Below are 19,475 nucleotides of genomic sequence, written 5' to 3'. Positions count from 1 at the left end.
TCACTACTCGCGAGTCCAGTCCTGCATCCGGCTGTCCTCAAGGATCGTTTCGCGGACGACCTGGGGATCTTCGATGAGTCGGTTCTGGAGGTGGATCCCGCCCGCACTTCCCTTGTTGATCTTCTCGATTTCGACAACCCCGAGGAAGGCCTGCTCTTTCAGGATGTCGCGGAACCGGCGGACGGAGAGGATATCCATATCGAGATGGTTGCAGATGCGTTCGTACTGGTCGTACACCCGGCTCGTGAGGAACGCATCGTCGTTGCTGTTGACACTCAGCTCCGTGAGCGCCAGCAACGCCGCCTTCGCCTGCGTGGGTGCGCCGTTCACGAGTTCTCTGAACCGGTCCTTTTCGGCGTGCTGCTGTGCCTGGCGGACGTGTTCCTCCGTCACCTGCTCTGCTCCGGCCTCGTAGGCGACCTCCCCGGCGTGGCGAAGAATGTCGATCGCCTTCCGAGCGTCACCGTGTTCCTGCGCGGCGAAGGCCGCCGAGAGCGGAATCACGTCCTCGGAAAGGACGTCGTCCTGGAAGGCGTCCTCGCGGTTGAACATGATCTCCCGGAGCTGGTTGGCGTCGTATGGCTTGAAGAACAGCTCCTTGTGCTGGAAGCTGCTTTTCACGCGCTCGTTCACGTTGTCGACGTACTGGATCTTGTTGCTGATCGCGATGACACCGACGCTACAGTCGATTTTTCCCGCCTCCTCAGCGCGCGAGAGCTTCATCAGCACGCTGTCGTCGTTCATCAGATCGATCTCGTCGAGGATGATGATCACAGAATCGAATTGAGCGTCGAGCGTCTTCCAGAGGAGTTTGTAGTATTTCGACGTACTGAGGCCGGTATGGGGGACGGAGATTCCAGTCGAAGATTCATCGTTCAGCTTCGCGGCCAGTGAGGAGATTGCTTGAGTCTCCGTGTTGTCTTCAGCACAGTCGATATACGCGGTTCCAATCTCGACGCCATCCTGAGCGGCATTCTGAGCTCGTTGGCAGACGTGTTTCGAAACGAGAGATTTACCGGTCCCCGTTTTCCCGTAGATCATCACGTTTTCCGGGGAGTACCCGTGGACAGCACCGTTGAGACGTTTCGCGAGCTTCGAGATTTCCTCGTCGCGACCGACGATCCGGTCAGCCTCCGGAACGTGGCCGATTTTCAGGAGATCCTTGTTCGCGAAGATACGATGCCCGGATTCAAAGAGTGGATCGTCGACAGAACTGGGTGAAGAGTCGGGCGTCATTGAATATCACACGGTGTGAGCGGGGGGAGTATAAATCTAGTGGAGAACGTCACCCCACGTTTCCGACGTTCCTTGTCCGATATCAGCCGGAAAATGCCGTCATTCGGTGGAATTGGATTGCTGACAATATAGCCGCGTTTCCGACGTGAGAGAGGAAACCCGTAGACGGAAGCGTCGCCTCGATGTCGAATCCCGAACCCACACACCCCACGTTTCCGTCGTAATCACCGAACAGGTGGGGAGGGGACTCGAAGAAGACATCCACGACGAGATACCAAAGACGAGAGCGGCCTAGCCGTCCAATACTGGCCGTCTACAGAAGCAGCTGGAAAGGATCGTTTCATCTGAGGGGGCGAAGTACTTCGCCCCCCTTTTTGGTCGAAGTACACTTAATGAGCGTTTCTCAGCTATACCACTTTAATCTATGTGTTACAGAAGTTAGTTCTTCTCTAGATTGGTTCTAGGTCAACAGAATTAGTGGCTGTATTGCACTATCGTAGTCTCTCCCTACGCCGTCGTGGAGAAACGACGGAAATGCGGGGGGTGTGGTCCCTTCCAAATCAGCGTCACCCCCTCCACCAACATCCAGTTACGACGGAAACGTGGGGTGGGTGTCCTCCATCATCGAGTTTTACTCGTCCGGGTTGATCGGCCATCCATACTCTGCGACATCTCGTCGAGTTCGGTCCTGAGCAAGGTATCTTCCTCCGGACCTATTCTAAGAGCAATTTCGGACGAAGCGGGACGCCTTCCCATCTGGTGTGACAAGGCTCACAGAGCGAGACTAGATTCGATGGATCGTGAGCAGCTTCGACCTCATCCTCATCGAACTCCGCGAACGGCCGAATATGATGTACTCGCGGCGTATATCCGAGTTCGTTTTCGCTACGGCCACACCCCTGGCAGGTTCGATTATCTCGCTCTAAGACCTGTTCACGCCGCTCTTTCCATAGCGGTCCATAGTTCGGGGTTGATACCCAATCGTAGGTAGCTGTCTCCTCCTGCCATTCCCACTGACAGTCTCGACTGCAGAAATGGCGATCAGCTGATTCGATATCGTACTGAATCCGCCCGATTGTCTCACCGCAGTTTGTACATTCTGTCTGTGGACGATTTTCTATCTGCCATCGTCCCCTACACTCGTTGCTACAGAACTGGTTTGTCTGATCGTCTTTGAGATTCCACTCGTATCGTTTGAAATCCGTCCCACAGTAGTCGCATTGGAGGGTGACTCTGTTGTCCTTTTGTTCAGACCGCCAATTCCCCTGACAAGTCTTATCGCAGAAGTGGTGCTCTGCACGCTCCACTACCGACGGAGATTTTGAGATTGTCTCACCACAGAAATCACACTCAACTTCGATGGGCATGGGTCGGCCTTTCGCCGCCCATTAGCAACCGGCATCACTGATGAATGTCCGGGGCTATTCGTCCGGGTTGACCGGCCCTTTATATTTGGACTTCACTGAATCGCCCTCCCGCCACTGCCAGTAGTAGTAGCGATTATCGTTGATTTCCTTGATCGTGATCGTCGCTTTTGCAGGGACGTCGTCCGGGAGATCATCTGGTCGCTCTTCGACCTCTTCTTGATCTGCCGACTCCTCGAGACGGGCCTCTCGTTCCTTGTGCTCGGCGAGCGCTTCAGCGTACGTCGCAACGTCTCGGAGCTGCTCCGGCTCCGACTCGTTGAGCGTGTTGACGATCTCCGTCGGGAGGTTCGCCGGTGGGGTCGGGGGTTCGTAGGACATCGGCTACTCTCGTGTTAACCAACACGGCCCACGAATCCATAGTTTTGTTGGTTAAGACAATGGAGCCGGTACCCGTCCCCCCTGACTGTAACACTACTCGAAACTTCTTTACATAGCAGTTTCGTACTGTGTTACACTGTGCTCCGGCGCATCGAACTCGAGGTCCTCGCCACGGTCGACCGCGGCGACACGATCTCCGAACTCGCGACGAAGCTCGACCACAGCGAGAGCTACCTCTCTCGTGCCGTCGGCGACCTCGTCGAAAAGGGACTCGTCTACACGGAACGCGACGGCCGTCGAAAACGCGTCGTCCCGTCGGATGCTCGCGCCGTCGAGCTCTATCAGGACCTCGTTCGTCAGCACTCCCACATTGACTTCCCCGAGCTGCTGACCGGGAAGGCACTCGAGGTGCTGTACTACCTCGACCAGCCGCGAACTGTCTCCGAGATCGCCGACCGGAGCGACAACTACCGCAACACGGTTAACCGCGTCCTCAAGCGGTTTCGCGACCGTGGGCTTGTCGGGACCGTCGACGGCCACTACGAGTTCAACGCCGACTTCGACCGCCTCCACGAGTTCGCCCGTGAACTCGCACACCAGCTGCATCGCCATCGCCTCGAAGCCGTCGCCCCGAAGGGCACAATTCTCTGGGAGGACTACGACGAATTCCTCGCCCAGGCCGAGACGGAGATCGACGCGGCGGCGTTCCACGAAACCGGCCTCGCTCGATTCGCCGCCTTCGACCTCCAGTTTCTGCTCACCGGCCACCGCTACTATCTCTACTCCGAGGACCTCGACGCAGTCTCGCCGGCGGAGCTCTGCTGTCACACGCTGCTCATCGACGACGGCAGCCGCCACCGCTCGTACTGTCTCCTCCTGCTCAGCCACGTTGACGTCGACGAGGCGGACCTCCGAGAGCGAGCGGCGAAGTATGACCTCGAAGACGAAATCGACGCCTTGCTCCGCTATCTCGAAACGCACGGAGAGGTCGACGACGACCGGCTCCCGGAGTGGGGCGAGTTCCAGGAGCTGGCGGCTGACTACGAGGTGCCACTACCACAATGAGACCAACATTCGGCCGTGAGTACATCGAGAACGAATTCCAGCGAATCGGGGACGGGCTATCTGAACCGCTCACGGTCTACCTGATCGGTGGTGGCGCGATGTCGCTGCGCGACCTCAAGGGGGCGACGAAAGATATCGACCTGGTCGTCCCGGATGGCGACGCGTACGGTCAGCTGTGGGCCGTCCTGATGGACCTCGGGTATGCAGAAGTTCAATCGCTGGATCCAGATTATCGGGCGCTGGGGGCGACGAGCTGCGTCGAGAACGACGATGGGTGTCGCCTCGACATCTTCAACCGGCAGGTCGCAAACAAGCTCGTGCTCACCGACGGGATGCAACAGCGCAGCGAGCCGTTCCTCGATACGGATCGACTGACGGTCCGGCTGGTCAGCACCGAGGATATCTTCCTGTTCAAACTGATCGCAGGTCGTGACGACGACATCGAGGACATGAATATGCTCGTGCAGGCCGGCCTCGATTACGATGTCGTCCGGGATGAACTCGAAGCCCAGATCGAACGCCTGGGGGACGATCAGTTCGCCACGTTCGCGAACGAGGCCCTGGTCGAACTCGAGGAGCGGTACGGGGTGACCACGCCGATCGAGGGCCGCGTCCAGGAGCTCACGAATAGGTACTACCGGGGGCTCGAAGTCCTCCAGGCACTCGATGAACCGATGACCGTCGACGAACTGGCCGCGAAACTGGAGCTGGATGCCGAGGAGGTTCGGGACCGGATCGCGTATCTCTCAACGTTCGACCGGGTCAGTCGGGATGGCGACACGATCCGTCCTGTGGAGTAGCTCAATCGTCGCCCTACGTGGAAGGAAGGCGGCCGTCTGGTCGGGGCACGCGGCCCCGTTTGATCTCGTGATCGACGCGGCGCAGGTGCTTGCAGCCGCCTTCGGGTGAACGTTGCTGCCAGTCGGGACAGGTACACGATTCGTCGATAACGTCGACTTCATACCTGTTGCCGGACGCGGACTGTACCTCGTAGCGGCCACCCTTCGAGAGGAGTGAGACGTCCATCGCTTCGGCGACGGCACGCTTCGTGCGGGGCTCGAGATCGTCCTGTGACTCTGCGTTTTCGTCGACGACCAGTCGGTCGCGAACGTCGCCCGTTCGGCCCCCGTCCGGAGCGACGGCTTCCGCAGGGCCACGGAGCCGCTCGTGGAGCACTTCCTCCACCGGATGGCCTTCCGGCCAGAGATAATGGACCTCGCGGCGCTCGCGATGGTCGTAGGAGCCGCACGCGGCTGCGCACCCAGTCCAGACGCGCCAGGCACCGAGCGCGGCCATCACGTCGACGATGTCGCGGGGAACCGTCTGGTGGTCGTCCGGGAAGAACACCCGGAAGCGGGTACACGCCTCCTGCGGCGGGACAATCTCCCACCAGTCTTCGCTGGAGCCCCAGCTATTGTACATCGCCTCGTCGTTCCCGTAGCCGACGGTCACGCCGTCGATCGGCGTCCAGCCCGTCGGGAGGTGGTCTGCCTGCCCCTCGAGCACCCGGAGGACGGCGTATCGGAGGTACTCGTGGGCTTGGTTGTCTGTCGTTCGAGCGACCTGGTCATGCTGCTCGGCAACGTGCTCAGCTTCCTCGAGGACTGTCGTGAGATAGCGGTCAGTCATCATTCGACGGAGGTCAGAACGCGCCTCCGCCCCTCGGCGGGCGCAGAAAAACTTCCAGAAACTGGAAGTCAATGTTGACATAGAGAATTGATCTGGCTCAATTAGCCGTCTGGCTTGGTGCCTTTTGAGAACGAAATTTAATGTGCCACTAGTTACTACATAACACACAAGATGATTCGGGGACTTATCGCGTTTGTGGCATCGCTGTTTACTGAGGCTGTGAAGTTCGCAAAATGGCCATTTAACCCGACCAACGGCACGGGACAGTACGTCACACCTTCAAACCGCCATTTCCTGACGGGGAAGGCGAATTTCTTGGTGACGGTTGCGTACCGACTGGGTCAAGCAGGGGTGAATTTTGGAAAGGCGCTGGTATTTGATGTGTTGGCTCCACTAGTTGATGCGATAATTGGGATGGCGAGCGACCTCTACCATTCAAATCCAAATTATACTCGAATGGCACTTCGCGGGGGTTTCTCTGCAGTTCAGACGACTTTCGCGATAGGAGCTGCTGGTTTGATGCTACTCGTAGGACTGTTCCGCTAGTGAAGCGCGAGGGTTACTCTTCGAGGACGTCGATGAGTTCCTCTGCCGTCCGACTGATTCGTCCGAGCCGCTCGCGAACGACCTCGGGATCGTCCGACTCCCAAGCTGCGAGGTAGAACGCCGACCCACTGGTGTCGAGTCCGCAGTACCGGCCGACGACGTACGCGACGGCTTCGGCCTCGACTTCGCGTTTCGACCGCTCGGTGTCGTCGTCGACGTCGAAGTGGAGCAGGGCGTGCGCGTACTCGTGAACCAGCGTCCGGGCGAGATCAGCGTCATTCTCCCGATCACGCACCTCGACACGCGGCTGCATATTGACGAGACTCAGCTGCTCGCAGATGCCCTTCGCCTCGCCGTGCGTCCACTCCTCGGCTGGAACGATTTGCACCGTCACACCAAGCTCATCAGCGGCGGCAGTCAACTGTTCGACGAGGTCGTCGACGTCCCCGGTCGCTTCCGTGTCGAGATCAGGAAGCGGCTCGCCTTCGGTCTGAGAGACGTCGAACACCGGCGCGGGCTTGAACCCGACCAGTCCTTCGGACCACTCCTCGGGCGGTGTCTCGTCGTACTCACAGTCACTGTCCTCGTGGTAGCTCGGCGAGTTCTCGCACTCCGGGCACTGCGTGGTGATGATCGGCGCCCAGATCCAGATGGCCGACTCGCCCTCCGTGACGTGACGGTCGAACTCCTCCTGCCACGTACGGTAGCCCGCAACCCGGCTCGCCTCGGGACACTGCCGCTTGATGAGGAGCGTGTTCCGGTAGGAGTAGTCGTGGAAGCGACTCTGGACGTCCAACCACTCCTGGAACTCCGCGCTGGCCTGCGCGTCGTCGACGCCGGCGACGAGGTCGTCGATCCACTGTTCGATCGTACTGTTCATCTCGTCGGATCGCGTGTCGGTCTGGTCGAAGGAGACCGACGAGTCACTGGTCGTGGACATGGTGTTCACCGAATCACGGTCACCGCGACTGCACCTGTTCAGCCCGCGCCGCACCCCTCAGGGGCGCATCAGAAACAGCCCTCCGCGAACATCGTTTAAGTAGGGGTAGGAGTTAGAGGATAGTGTTAACAACCGAGGGGACCTCATCTGGCCCGGATGGGGATACTGACTACACTCCGCAAAGCCGTCGAGGGGAAGTCGTCGACGGTGTGGGAGTGCCGGCACTGTGGAGAGACACTCTCAGAGAATGCTGATGAGTGTCCAACTTGCGGTGCCGAAGATGTCGCGTGCTACGAGATCTGATTAGCGAAGCGTTGATCGCTCCTCAGCGAAGCCGACCGTGACGAGGTACTCGAGGAACTCGTCGAACCGCTCAACGTCGCTAGGCGTGTCGGTAGCAAGGTGACGCGCCCACTCGATGGCCCACTGGAAGGCGGGATCCGTGCCGCCCTTGCCGTGAATGTACCACCACCGGGCCGCTTTGAGAACCACTATGGGATTCGTCGGCGGCTGCTCACCGGCGAGCCCACGGGTGATGGATTCGATTTCGTCGGGGACGTCGGCGGGGTCGACCTCCGCTGATTGCGTGTTGTCGATGTCGACCGGAATCTCGTCGATCGAGACGTTGTCAGGACGCTGTTGTTGACTCACTGGAAGTCACCTCTGAGAGCTTTTGAACGAGCCCTCGCCCTTTCTGGGGGCACGAAAAACAGGTCGCGAAGTCACGCCGGCGGGAGGTAGACGCTCTGCTCGCCGGCGATCTCCTCCAGGTTATTCCGGTGACGGTGGCTGAAGTAGCACTCGTAGCTGCAGTATCCACAGATTGCGCCGGTATCGTATTCGGCCACATACGGGCTGCGGCGAGTTCGCCAGACGTTCGTCCCGCATTCGGTACAGGCGGCGTCCTCGAGATCGGCAGGACTCGGTCCCTCGTACTCGACGTCGAGCCCCTCGTCTTGCGGTGTCGTTTCGGGCCAGATTCCGTGGGTCCTCCAAAACTCACGGACGCGAGTGAGGCTGTGTCGCACCGTCTTTCGGACGGTGACGTGGTCGGCGTTGCGACCGCTGTCGTCCCAGCCGTCGGCCGTCCAGAACTCACCGAACTGTGCGCCGCGGTGCAGGCCGTTCCAGTCGACGCCGACGATGTCGGCCGGTGGCTCGTCGGTGAGTGTCGGTCTGGTCAGCTGTCGAATGGCGTCGAGCTGCTTGGGCGGACTCCCGCCGAGGATGTGGACGCGCCGCCCTCTCCAATCGGCTGGGTCGGAGAACTCGTGGGCTAGGCGGTCGGCGTATCCCCGTGAATACCCGAGGACGAGGGTCTCGGGAATCGCGTCGATCACCGCCTGCGACTTCGGAACGACGATGAGTTCGGCCTCGGGATAGCTCGCTTGGATCTCACGAGCCGCAGCGACGTGGGCGTCGACGGCATCTGGTTCGTAGATGTCGCCGATGACACCGACCTGTGGCTCGCGCTCGAAGAAGCGATTGACGAATCGTTCCAGGTCGGGATTGCGGAAGTCGTTATCGAGCATCCCCACAGGAATCTCGAGGTTCAGGTACTGGTCTGCCTGATACCCACAGTCTTCTCGAAACCCGGGAAGAAATCCGAGGGCCAACGCATCAGCGACGAATGGAACTCGATGGAGGAACGCCACATGGTCCGCTTGTCTGGCGACAGCGATGTCGCTAGCCGTGCTGGAGTCTGGACTCAAATCGAGGGACATAACGGAACTCGCGAGGCGGCTGTTGGTCGCCCCGCGCCCATTCAGGGGCCCGAAAAACCGCGGCACAGCACATTAACCAACAATAGGGAAACTCACGCGGAATGTGTTGGTTAAGAACAGCGCTTACCCTTCGTCCTCACGTAACTCTTCAGCTTTCCACTTGAGCCGGCGCAGAATCTGCGTCCGATTCTGGTGCGCGTTCTCGTAGGCAACACACTCACGGAGTGTCTCCATATCCGGAATCGTCTTGATCCCGGCCTTGATTAGGCTCGTGTTCGGTGCTTCCAGACGCTTCTCTGGAGGGAATTCGTCGCTCTCTTTGTCGTCAGTGGTCCCCATCTCGAAGAGCCTCCACCCCTTTGGGGCCGACACAAACAACTCTCCGGACGATAACGCCTCATCTCTAATAGAGATAATACCGGTATAACAGCTACCGTAATGGTCATCCCCCGCGAGTGTTTACAGGCCCGTATGGAGCGAAAGACGATCTCCGTCACCGGGATGTCGTGCAACGGGTGCGAACAGAACGTGGAGACCGCCCTGCGAAACCTCGACGGTGTGAGTCGGGTCGAGGCCGACCACGAAGCTGACACGGTCGACGTGGTTCTCGAGGATGGAGTCGCAGACGACGACGTGAACGCGGCAATCGAACAGGCTGGCTACGACGTCAAGGCCTAATCGGCCGCCGCTCGGCCGTCTTCCCGCTCGCCCTCGGTGTGTTCGTCGAGGGCGAATTCGGTGTTGACACCCTCACCCGAGAGGAGCTGACCAGCGAAGCTGTTGGCGAGGACGGCCGAGACAGACAGCACCATCGCGAGCATCGCGAACACCGGGTGGACGAGCCCGGTCGTCGCGGCGGCGACACCGACCCCGTTGAACGCGAAGGCCGTCGCGAGGTTCTGGCGGGTCTTCCGGTAGCTCTCTTTCCCGATCTCGTAGGCGTCCATCACGCCACCAAGCCGGTCACCCATCAGGACGATATCCGCCGACTCGATGGCGATGTCGGTCCCAGCGCCGATGGCGATGCCGATGTCCGCCTGCGTGAGTGCAGGAGCGTCGTTGATGCCATCGCCGACCATCGCCACGCGGTGGTCGGCTTCCTGCAGGCGCCCGATCTCCTCGCGTTTCTCGTCAGGGAGGACGTCGGCCATAACCCGGCCGATGCCGATCTCTTTGGCGACCGCGTTCGCGGTGCGTTCGTTGTCGCCGGTGATCATCACGGGCGTGATGTCGGCGTCGCGCATCCGCCGGATCGTCTCGGCGGCATCGGCTTTGATTTCGTCGCCGATGCCGATCAGGCCGATTAGGTTACCACCACGGACGACCCCAGAGACGGTGAGGCCGCGGCCCTGAAGTCGCTCAATGTCGTCGGCCCTCTTCGACAGGTCGATCCCCTCGTCGCTGAGCCATCCCGGTTTCCCGACCAGCACGTCGTCGCTGGCCACGGTTGCCCGGACGCCCTTGCCGGTCACAGAGCCGAAGGCATCGGGGTCAGCGTACTCGACATCTTGCTCGTCAGCGAACTCGAGGATCGCATCAGCGAGAGGATGCTCGGAGAAGGCCTCCGCACTGGCCGCAGTCGTGAGTACATCCACCTCGTCGGCACCGAACGCGACGACCTCACTAACGGCGGGTTCGCCGACGGTGATGGTGCCGGTCTTGTCCAACACGATGTGGTCGACGTCGGGAAATATCTGGAAGGCGTCACCGGAGCGCATCAGGATGCCACGGTTCGCGGCCTTCCCGCCGCCCCGGATCAGGGCCAGCGGTGTCGCCATCCCGAGCGCACACGGATAGCCGAGCACGAGGACCGCCAGCGCCGCGAACGCCCCGCGCTGGACGTTTGGGGCTGCTCCCCACGCGAGGGGGGCGACCACCCAGAAGAGGAACGACAACCCAGCGATCGTCAAGACGCCGGGGACGAAATACTTGAGCACGCGGTCGGCGAGCTGGATGATGCCGGGCTTCATCGCCCGCGCCTCCTCGATCTCGCGGGCGATCTGGTTTAGGAACGCGTCCTCCCCGGTTGCAGTTACCTCGATGAGCAGCGCCCCGGTCTCGTTGACGCTGCCACCGATCACCGTGTCGCCGCCCGTTTTCTCCTCGGGAATGGACTCCCCGGTGGCGACCGATTCGTCGACTGTAGACTCACCCTCGACGACTTCGCCGTCGACGGGGATGTTCTCGCCGGGCTTGACCCGGACGCGATCACCGATGTCGAGGTCGTCGACAGGAACCTCCTCGACATCACCGTCATCACTGACGCGGCGTGCCGTGTCGGGCTGGAGGTCGAGAAGGCCTTGGACGGCTTGGGAAGCTCGCGTGCGGACGATGAGGCTGGTGTACTCCGAAAGGATGTGATAGGTGGTGATGAACACGGAAACGGCGAAGAAGTGGACGGTCGGGAAGCCAGGGAACACGAACAGGCCGAGCAGCCCACCAAGTAACCCTGCGAATGCACCTGCTTCCAAGAGAACGTGCTGATTGAAGATCCCCCGGCGCAGGCTCTGGTAGGCTTTCTCTTTGATGTACCGTCCAGAACCGAACATCGTCCCGAGCGCCAGCCCCAGTGTCACCAGATCCATCACAAGAGATGATGACTCGAAGCGTCCCATCACGAGAATCATCCACCCCATCAGGGCAGCGACCACGATAGATGCGCCACCTGCGAGGAGGAGGCGGCGCTTGCCGTCGGCGAGTTCGGCCTGCTGTTGCTCGTACCGCTTCGCTTTGTCCGGGTCGCGGATGGTGTACCCGAGATCCCGGAGCGTGTCCTTCACCTCGACCTCACTCAGCAGGTCGTTGTCGTATTCGACGAGAACTTCCTCGTGGGCGAGACTCACGTCGACGTCCTCGACACCATCGGTTCGGCTGTAGGCCTTCTTGATGCTCTCGGCACAGAACGAGCAGGACATTCCCCCGACGTTGAATTGTTCGTGTGTCGTTCCCATCGTGGATGGTGGTTACCGTGCGACGCGGATAACCATTACGACGATAGTTATAGCGGTCTCGATGTTATACTACCACTGTGGGGTGAGTGGCGTTACTCTTACTGTCGTTGTCCGTCTACCTCCTCACAAGAATGGCGCTCCTTGAATCTGACGTACCGATCCGGGAAGTCGTAACCACCGACCCGGAGAAAGCGAAGGCGCTGGAGAACGATGTCCGGGCGAAGATCCTCGATATGCTCGCGACCGAGGAGATGACGATCGAGGAGATTCACGACGAACTGCATCGTCGCGGCGAGGAGAAGGCGGAAACAACGGTCCGCCACCATGTGAACGTCCTAAAGGACGCCGGGATGGTCGAAATCGCGCGGCTCGAGGAAGCTGGTGGTGGGACACGGAAGTACTACAAGTCGAACACACGGGTCTTCTCGTACGACCTTCCAGAAAGCAGCGGAGAGCAACTTGCTCCGGCGCAGGACACGACTCGTGAAGAGCTAGCTGCGCTGATCGAGACCCTCGCCGAGCAACACGGCGACGAGATCGAGGCCGTAGCCAAGGAGATGAAACCGTGTGAATACTGCGAATCCCAGCACTACAAGGAGTTCGTCGTTCGAGAACTGCTCAATCGCGCGCTCATCGACCTCGGCGAAACTGGGGAGCTCGACGAACTCTTATCGACAGCTGAGTGACCGATTCCGCGGTGAAATATCGCCTGCTCTGTGACGTAATAACTCGCTTCAAGACGCGTTACGAGGGTTTGTGAACACCTCCGGCGGCTGAGTTGATGCTCTCGGGGAGCGTGGGGTGGATGTGCATCGTGTCGGCGATCTGGTCGGCGGTCGCGCCGAGTTCGATGGCGAGGATGAGTTCGTGGACGATTTCAGCCCCTTGTTCGCCGACGACGTGGGCACCAAGGAGTTCGTCGGTGTCGGCGTCGGTGACCAGTTTGACGAATCCCTCGGTCTCACCGAGTGCCTTCGGCTTGCCCTGGTCGGCGAAGTCCTGGCGGCCGATGCCCACCTCGTACCCTTCGTCTCGTGCTTCCTGTTCGGTCAGTCCGACGTGGCCGACCTGCGGGTCGGTGAACACAGCCCACGGGACGGTTCGGTCCTCGGTGCTGATCGTTTCGTCTTTCGCGAGGTGTCGATACAGGAGGTCGGCGTCGTCGCGCGCGGAGTGAGTGAACATCGGTGGCCCGCTCACGTCGCCGATGGCGTAGATACCGTCGGCAGTCGTTTCGAAGCTGTCGTCGGTCTCGACGAATCCTCGCTCATCGAGCGACACGTCGACATCTTCGAGGCGGAGACCGTCCGTATTCGGCGTCCGCCCGGCGGCGAGCGCGACGTCTGAGACGGTGACGGCGCCGGCACCATCGGCATCGACTCGGATGCCGGAATCAGTCTCCGACAGTGCCGTCACGGGCGCGTCTGCCTGGACGGTGATTCCTTCGTCTTCGAAGGCGCTCTCGATAACCTCGCTCACCTCGGGGTCCTCGTTCGGGAGGAGGTGGTCACCGCGCTGGAAGACGGTGACATCAGCGCCGAATCGGCTGTACATCTGGGCATACTCGCAGCCGACGTACCCCCCGCCGATGACGGCAAGCGAATCGGGAACTGCGTCAAGCTCGAGCAAATCTGTACTGTCGTGGACCTCGACGGCGTCGAGACCGTCGATCGGCGGCTTCGCCGGGCGTGCCCCCGTATTGATAATGACCCGGTCGGCCGAGAGTGTCTGGTCGTCGACCTGGACTTCGTCTTGTGACGTGAAGACGCCGTGGCCTTCGATGAAATCGATGTTCTCGTTTTCCTCGACATTTTCATAGGCGCCCTCACGGATGCTCTCGACGATGTCGTCTTTGCGATCGAGAATCGCTTCCATGTCGGCCTCGATTGCGCTGTCGATGTCGATGCCGAACTCCTCGCTGCGGCGGGCGAGATTCGCGACCTCCGCGCTCCGGAGCATAGTCTTTGTTGGGATACACCCGCGATTGAGACACGTTCCACCGAGGAGATCCTCCTCGACAAGGGCCGTCTCCATGCCCGAATAGGCACACTTCATCGCGACGGGGAGGCCGGCCATCCCACCCCCGAGCACGAGCAGATCGTAGTCGTATCCGTTACTCATCGCTCTGGCTCCCGATCTGGATTGTATTGTGGTCTGCCGTTGCTTCTCGGGTGGTACATTGAACGAGAATCACTGTATTCTTGGATACGGTCATAATTCGGATAATGCTGGTGGGGATTACTCAACGCAGCAGCTCATCGTCGACGTGTCCCGCCGAAACGCCTGACAGGCCTGTTTGAACGCCTCGGAGAACGTCGGGAACGGGTGGACGGTGTCGATGATGTCATCGACGGTGAGGCTGAACTTCACCGCCAGCGTCGCTTCCATGATCATGTCAGCGGCACGGGGGCCGACCATGTGGACGCCGACGATCTCGTCAGTCTCGTGGTGTTTGACGACCTGGACGAGGCCATCTGTGTTCTTGACTGCCTTCGCCCGCGGGACATCCTCCATCTGGACGGTTCGGCACGAGCAGGTGCCGTGCTCGTCCATGTACTCCAGTTCGGTCGTGCCGACTGCGGCGACTTCGGGACTGGTGAAGACGACTGCCGGGACTGCGTCGTAGTCGATGCTGACGCCCTCGTCGCCGAAGGCGTTCTTGACGGCTTGATTGCCTTCCTTGGCGGCGACCGTCTCCAGTTCGGGTTCGCCGATCACGTCGCCCGCCGCGTAGATGTCGGGATTGGTCGTCTGGAAATGTTCGTCGACACGAATCGTCCCGTCGTCGTTTGTTTCGACCCCTACCGTTTCCAGGCCGATGCCCTCGCTGTTCGGCTGGATGCCGGTCGCGACGAACAGCGCGTCCCTTGTAACTGTCCGCTCGGTGCCGTCGACGACTGTTTCGACGGCGACGATTGACTGAACCGCTTCGGTTCCACCGTCGGCTGCTCGCCTGCGGACGCGCTGGAAGTCGTTGCCGGTCATTACCTCGATGCCGTCCTCCTCGAACGTGCGCTGCATCTCGCGACCCAGTTGGCTTTCCATGTCCGAGAGGACGTGGTCGGAGCGCTGGAGGATGGTCACGTCGACGCCGACGCGGTGGAGGATCTGGCCCCACTCCAGCGCGATGTATCCGCCACCAAGCATCACGATGCTCTCGGGGAGGTCGCGCTCCTCGAGGATGGTCTCGCTCGTGTAGTAGTCAACGCCGCCGAGGCCGTCGATGGGCGGCGCCCAGGGCGAACTTCCGGTCGCGACGAGCGCCTTCTGCCCAGTGATGCGCGCGCCCTCGTCAGCGCCGTCGACGACCTCGATAGTCGTGTCGCCGACCAGCTGGCCGTAGCCCTCGTAGATGTCGGTCTCGAAGTGCTCGGCGATATCGACGTAGTTCTCCTGCCGGAACCGTTCGACGAGTTCGTCGGTGCCGTCGAGTGCGTCGGCCCAGTCGACGGTCGGCTCCTCGGAGTATCGAACGGCGTCGAAGGGATTCTCCGACGCTGCAGCGCCGCTCTCGGCGACGGCGAGAAGATGCTTACTCGGGACACAGCCGACGTTCACGCAGGTCCCGCCAATCGGCAAGCCTGTGTTCACCATCGCAGTCGAGAGGTCCCGCCGGCTCGCTTCAGTGATCGCGGCGAACGCTGCGGCGCCACCGCCGAGAATCACGAGATCATAGTCGGAGGTGTGGGTCATCAGTGCCTATACTTTACGACGGGAAGTTCTTATGCTCCAGAGTCCGAAGCTATAGAGTAGGTTGGAGGCTACGAAGCTATGGCAGATACTACTTCACCGGCGCCAACGTGCGATGTTGAGGGGACGTGCTACTGTCCGCTCACAGGAGTTATCGACACGTTGAGCCGAAAATACGCGATGCAACTCGTTAGCATCATCGGCGCACATGACTCACTGCGGTTCGCGGAGATCGAAGACCACCTCCCGACAGCGAGCACGTCGACAATCTCGAAACGCCTGAACGAATTCGAGGAGGCAGGGCTCGTCTCACGGACGCAGTACAACGAAATCCCACCGCGTGTCGAATATGCGTTGACAGAGGATGGCGACGAGGTTCGAACACGACTGGAACCGTTACTCGAGTGGGCGACAGAAAATAGCGGAAATGCGTAAACCGAGCCATTCCAAAAGAGAAACCAATTCTCCACGGACTCCCCTCAAGTCTGGTTAGGCCTCTGGGGATTCGAGTACTGTGAGATTCTGGACTGGGAAGGGATTGCTTTCTCCGGCGAACTCGTCCTCAGGGACGTAATGCCAGAGGTGGCCGTTTACCTGGTAGAGAAACGACTCGCTGCCTTCTGCTTCTACTCTCACCCGCTTCCCGACATTATCGTCTTCTTCCCAGCCGATGACGGTCAACGGCTCGACGGGCCATTCAAAGAATTTGACCGAGTCACCAGGCTCCAACTCTTCAAAGGTCTCTATATCCCCCTGCTGTGGCTCTCGCGCGTCGAGAGTCGGATTATGCTCAATAGACATGGTCTCTGGGTGCGCCCCTACTCACTTAATACTGTCAGCAGTGGATTCCAGCCGCTAGAACGGAAGCACGCCTGGCGAATCTTCTCTCCGATTGCTCTTAGCCCATTGCCTCTTGGAACCGCTCACGCAGCGCGTCCTCGCGTTCTTCGAACTGCTCGACTTTCTCCTGCAGGTCGTCGCTGACCCGTTCGATGCTCGCCAGCGCTCGTTCGCCGGCCAATGAGGCCTGTGACCCGTCGTCACCGTCTGCCTCTAGCTGCTGCTCGTAGGCCTGCTCGACGCGCTCGATCGTGCTTTCCGGGTTGAACAGGATGTCGTTGGCAATCCGAACGTACTGATCGAGGGACGCCCCCTCTTTCCCCTGGAAGAAGTGGGTGAGCGCGTACGTCGCGCCGGAATGCAGCGTCCACATATCGATCTCGAAGGGAGACGCCGCATTGGCTTCTGCATCGCCGGCGGCACGCTCGGCCAGGTAGTCCGGGAACCCCAGCAGGGTGTAGAACTCCGTGACGGTGAACGGGAGCTCCGAGAAGTCGAGGTCGATATCCTGGGCGTCCCGGATGAACTCGAAGAGGTCGTCGGCGACGAGTTCGACCTGTGCGAGGAGTTCCTCCCACCAGGTGTGGAAGTTCCGGACGTCGCCGACGTGTTTGATGACCTCCTTGTCGGTGAGCGAGCGCATCGTGTTCGAGCAGTAGCCATCCTGGGCGAACCCCTCCACGTAGACGGCGTGCTCGCCGAAGAAGTCGTAGCCCGACGTGACGCCCATCGTGATCGGGTCCGACCGGCCGGGCAGGCGCACCTCGAGGCCATCGAACATGATGTCCATGTGGACCTCGCCGCCGCCCCGGTAGCGTCGAATCTCGCCGAACATCACCTCGCCCAGCGGCGTCCCGTCGATGGTCTCCTCGCGGAGGACCTCCTCTAGCGGCCCGTAGACGTCGACCGGGTTGATGATCGAGTAGGAGTCAGTCGGGATGTGAAATAGCGACTCTGCTTCGGTATCACCGTCTGCTTCTGCTTGTAGCCGGGATGGCTCGACGATTGCGTTGAACCGTTCTGTTTCGACCCACTCGTCGGTGTACGGGTTGCGATACGCGACTGCTGTGTCGACTGCCTGGGGAAGCTCTCGAATCGCCGCACTGAAGCTGATCGGTTCGGGACCCCCGTGTTGCTCGGCGTACCAGTCGGGTAGTTCGGTGTCGGTTCGCCCATCGAGGCCTGCGAAGACCGTAGCTGTCTCTGGGTCTTTCATGGATTCCATTCCACAGGCGCAATGCGTTCCGAACCGCGCCTGCACCCATCGCAGGCGCAAAACAAACGCTACGTATCGTCGATATCTGGAGTTGTCCAGATTGAGGCGACACGCTCGGCGAGGTCTTGATTACGTTCCCTGAGATTGTCCTCAGTCCAGCGTTCCAAATCCTCGAAATAGCCGTTCAGTTCGACGTGGCTTTCCATAAGCAGTTCTCGCTTCTCCGCGAACGGCCGATTCGAGAGCTCGGGGTTGTACCCGCTGAGAGTCAAGTTACCCAGTGCGTGTAACCACTGGTCATGAATACGCTCCCACTCTTCGCCGAGCATATCCTTCCATTCGTCACCCCACTCGTTGTCATCGATGGTCTGGGGCATCACATGCTCTATCGTTAATTCATCGTACTGTACTGGCTCTTGGTGGCCGAACTGCTCTTCGAGCGTCCAGAGAATAAGCCACGTTTTCTTCTTATCCCGGTTGTACATATCGAACCGGTTGATATTATCGAAGAGTTCTGCGTCATCAGGCCACCCTTGACTCTCCAGATAGGCGAACAGCGATTCTTTCTCGTTGCCATCTTCGATTGAGCGGGCCGCAATTGGGAACGTCCGATAGTACCCCCGGGTACTACGACCGCAGATGAATCGACGGAGCACGAAGCTCTCTAGCCCGTGAAGGATGTCGAGGAGCTCATCGAGGCTGAGCTCATCGGAGTTCCACCGGTCAAGCAAATTCAGGATCAATTGGTGGGCAGTCCCGATTTCCAGATACTGGATGCGTTCTAGCGCATCCGTCAGCTCCTCACGGGGGGCTGTTCCAGGCCGATGGATCCAGAGGTACAGATCGGCATAGTACGATAATTTGTCAACCAATTCGTGGGGAGTCAGGTCTGCGGTTCGCTGCTTGAACTGATGATAGATCTCATTCTTCTGGACGTACTCACCGTTTCGCATCATGTAATCCCGATAGAACTCGGTGAGATCAACCCCGGCATAACGGTCTGTTTCTTCGAATTTTTGCTCGAATGGCATCCAGTGATCGTCGTTGAACTGGTCCTGTTCGGTCAGAGACAGCTGCATAAAGACGTGATTCCGGATAAGATCCGATTCCTCAAGCTGGAGTCCACGCTCGTTCAACGTCTCAAAAATCGCATAGGGATTCTCATCTTCAGATGTCGTAATCATCACCAGTGGAAGCTGCTGGATGATGATTTGTTTGAGCCGATCTAAGGTTTGTAGTTCGTCGTCGCCGTTGAGGTCGTCAATCCGTTCATAGAGGAACTCGTAGCTGTTATAGATCGAAGTATCCGCCAAATCCCCATCCACAGATTCCTGTTCAACGATTGCGAAGAGGGCGTCTCGGTCCTCAGCGCGGGAGACGACCTTGAATTTCTCAACCCCGTCTTTGAATTCGTCAATAAGATACTTCTTGTTGATCTCCTCAGCGAAGTTCGTGTACTGTTCGCCCCCGATTTCGGCTGCGTAGTCACGAATGGCGCTCAAAAACAGCGTGAGTGAAATGAGGCGCTGCTGTCCGTCAATCACGAGATATTCGGGAACTGTCCCGGGTCGGTGGTTGCCGGGCATAACGACGAAGGTTCCAATGAAGTGTTCTTCCGAGATTGAGTCGGCTTCTAAGAGATTCTGGATATCTGACCAGAGGGCTTCTAATTCCTCTTGTCCCCATGAATAGTTCCGTTGAAAAACCGGTATGACGAACTGCTTCTCGCCCGCAAATACGTTTTGGAGAAATTGATCTTCGGCGTCCATTCGTGAATCTATGATAACCACCTAATGCGAATCTCATAAACATAAGGGAAGTCTCCGAGTAGAACCCTCGTCCGGGGTGGTTTGCTCCCCTTGGATGCCTCCGATTTGGAAATTCTTGGATCTC

Annotated in this window: 19 protein-coding genes; 5 read left to right on the top strand and 14 right to left on the bottom strand. The window is 59.5% G+C overall.

Annotation, left to right across the window (positions count from 1 at the left end; genetic code table 11):
* Positions 1-3: 3 nt before the first annotated feature.
* The 3 genes from orc4 to ACQUSM_RS14855 form a co-directional block, all read right to left on the bottom strand.
* Complete coding sequence (gene orc4 / locus ACQUSM_RS14865) at positions 4-1,236, bottom strand: DNA replication protein Orc4 (protein ID WP_136718528.1); 1,233 nt, start codon at positions 1,234-1,236, stop codon at positions 4-6.
* A gap of 713 nt (positions 1,237-1,949) precedes the next feature.
* The gene (locus ACQUSM_RS14860; RefSeq protein WP_435119859.1) at positions 1,950-2,603 is read right to left on the bottom strand and encodes an HNH endonuclease; all 654 of its coding nucleotides are present in this window, start codon (positions 2,601-2,603) and stop codon (positions 1,950-1,952) included.
* 54 nt (positions 2,604-2,657) lie between these two features.
* Positions 2,658-2,981: a hypothetical protein gene (locus ACQUSM_RS14855; RefSeq protein WP_435119857.1), complete on the bottom strand. Its 324-nt coding sequence runs from the start codon at positions 2,979-2,981 to the stop codon at positions 2,658-2,660.
* 138 nt (positions 2,982-3,119) lie between these two features.
* Here ACQUSM_RS14855 and ACQUSM_RS14850 point away from each other — a divergent pair, with 138 nt between their 5' ends.
* Both ACQUSM_RS14850 and ACQUSM_RS14845 read left to right on the top strand, forming a co-directional pair.
* Positions 3,120-4,046 carry a MarR family transcriptional regulator gene (locus ACQUSM_RS14850; protein WP_435119855.1) on the top strand — a complete coding sequence of 309 codons (927 nt, stop codon included), beginning with the start codon at positions 3,120-3,122 and terminating at the stop codon, positions 4,044-4,046.
* The gene (locus ACQUSM_RS14845; protein WP_435119853.1) at positions 4,043-4,846 is read left to right on the top strand and encodes a DUF6036 family nucleotidyltransferase; all 804 of its coding nucleotides are present in this window, start codon (positions 4,043-4,045) and stop codon (positions 4,844-4,846) included. The genes ACQUSM_RS14850 and ACQUSM_RS14845 overlap by 4 nt, the downstream gene beginning before the upstream one ends.
* Positions 4,847-4,859: 13 nt before the next feature.
* Here the strand turns inward: ACQUSM_RS14845 and ACQUSM_RS14840 are convergent, their stop codons facing one another.
* The 5 genes from ACQUSM_RS14840 to ACQUSM_RS14820 all read right to left on the bottom strand — a co-directional run bounded on the left by ACQUSM_RS14840 (position 4,860) and on the right by ACQUSM_RS14820 (position 9,224).
* On the bottom strand, positions 4,860-5,675 hold the full coding sequence (locus tag ACQUSM_RS14840; RefSeq protein ID WP_435119851.1) for a hypothetical protein: 816 nt from the start codon (positions 5,673-5,675) through the stop codon (positions 4,860-4,862).
* Between the two features lie 559 nt (positions 5,676-6,234).
* Positions 6,235-7,161, bottom strand: a complete 927-nt coding sequence (locus ACQUSM_RS14835; protein WP_435119849.1) for an ArdC-like ssDNA-binding domain-containing protein — start codon at positions 7,159-7,161, stop codon at positions 6,235-6,237.
* Between the two features lie 303 nt (positions 7,162-7,464).
* Positions 7,465-7,812 (bottom strand): hypothetical protein, encoded by a 348-nt coding sequence (locus tag ACQUSM_RS14830; protein ID WP_435119847.1) that lies wholly within the window; start codon positions 7,810-7,812, stop codon positions 7,465-7,467.
* 71 nt (positions 7,813-7,883) lie between these two features.
* Positions 7,884-8,885 (bottom strand): DUF6610 family protein, encoded by a 1,002-nt coding sequence (locus ACQUSM_RS14825; protein ID WP_435119846.1) that lies wholly within the window; start codon positions 8,883-8,885, stop codon positions 7,884-7,886.
* A gap of 123 nt (positions 8,886-9,008) precedes the next feature.
* Positions 9,009-9,224, bottom strand: a complete 216-nt coding sequence (locus tag ACQUSM_RS14820) for a hypothetical protein (protein ID WP_119712890.1) — start codon at positions 9,222-9,224, stop codon at positions 9,009-9,011.
* A gap of 132 nt (positions 9,225-9,356) precedes the next feature.
* On the opposite strand from ACQUSM_RS14820, the gene ACQUSM_RS14815 reads away from it, so the two are divergent.
* A complete protein-coding gene (locus ACQUSM_RS14815) occupies positions 9,357-9,563 on the top strand; it encodes a heavy-metal-associated domain-containing protein (RefSeq protein ID WP_137783042.1) in 207 nt (68 codons plus the stop codon).
* On the opposite strand, the gene ACQUSM_RS14810 is transcribed toward ACQUSM_RS14815, so the two are convergent.
* Positions 9,560-11,836 carry a heavy metal translocating P-type ATPase gene (locus ACQUSM_RS14810; protein WP_435119844.1) on the bottom strand — a complete coding sequence of 759 codons (2,277 nt, stop codon included), beginning with the start codon at positions 11,834-11,836 and terminating at the stop codon, positions 9,560-9,562. The genes ACQUSM_RS14815 and ACQUSM_RS14810 overlap by 4 nt on opposite strands.
* Before the next feature lie 131 nt (positions 11,837-11,967).
* Between ACQUSM_RS14810 and ACQUSM_RS14805 the strand changes: the two genes are divergently transcribed.
* Positions 11,968-12,522 carry an ArsR/SmtB family transcription factor gene (locus ACQUSM_RS14805; RefSeq protein WP_144800155.1) on the top strand — a complete coding sequence of 185 codons (555 nt, stop codon included), beginning with the start codon at positions 11,968-11,970 and terminating at the stop codon, positions 12,520-12,522.
* Positions 12,523-12,580: 58 nt separating this feature from the next.
* Here ACQUSM_RS14805 and lpdA read toward each other — a convergent pair whose 3' ends face one another.
* Both lpdA and merA read right to left on the bottom strand, forming a co-directional pair.
* Entirely contained in the window at positions 12,581-13,957 is a 1,377-nt protein-coding gene (gene lpdA, locus ACQUSM_RS14800; RefSeq protein WP_144800156.1) for a dihydrolipoyl dehydrogenase, read from the bottom strand.
* Positions 13,958-14,074: 117 nt separating this feature from the next.
* The gene (merA, locus tag ACQUSM_RS14795) at positions 14,075-15,529 is read right to left on the bottom strand and encodes a mercury(II) reductase (RefSeq protein ID WP_144800157.1); all 1,455 of its coding nucleotides are present in this window, start codon (positions 15,527-15,529) and stop codon (positions 14,075-14,077) included.
* A 78-nt stretch (positions 15,530-15,607) separates the two neighbouring features.
* On the opposite strand from merA, the gene ACQUSM_RS14790 reads away from it, so the two are divergent.
* Positions 15,608-15,961 (top strand): winged helix-turn-helix transcriptional regulator, encoded by a 354-nt coding sequence (locus ACQUSM_RS14790; RefSeq protein WP_144800158.1) that lies wholly within the window; start codon positions 15,608-15,610, stop codon positions 15,959-15,961.
* 54 nt (positions 15,962-16,015) lie between these two features.
* Here ACQUSM_RS14790 and ACQUSM_RS14785 read toward each other — a convergent pair whose 3' ends face one another.
* From ACQUSM_RS14785 to ACQUSM_RS14775, 3 genes are all read right to left on the bottom strand, one after another.
* Positions 16,016-16,327: a hypothetical protein gene (locus ACQUSM_RS14785; protein ID WP_144800159.1), complete on the bottom strand. Its 312-nt coding sequence runs from the start codon at positions 16,325-16,327 to the stop codon at positions 16,016-16,018.
* A gap of 97 nt (positions 16,328-16,424) precedes the next feature.
* Positions 16,425-17,582 (bottom strand): hypothetical protein, encoded by a 1,158-nt coding sequence (locus tag ACQUSM_RS14780; RefSeq protein ID WP_435119840.1) that lies wholly within the window; start codon positions 17,580-17,582, stop codon positions 16,425-16,427.
* Positions 17,583-17,650: 68 nt separating this feature from the next.
* Positions 17,651-19,351 (bottom strand): DUF262 domain-containing protein, encoded by a 1,701-nt coding sequence (locus ACQUSM_RS14775; RefSeq protein WP_435119838.1) that lies wholly within the window; start codon positions 19,349-19,351, stop codon positions 17,651-17,653.
* Between the last annotated feature and the right edge of the window lie 124 nt (positions 19,352-19,475).

The organism is Halolamina sp. C58 (assembly GCF_051195095.1).
Lineage (GTDB): Archaea > Halobacteriota > Halobacteria > Halobacteriales > Haloferacaceae > Halolamina.
This window is presented reverse-complemented; position numbering and strand designations above follow the sequence as displayed.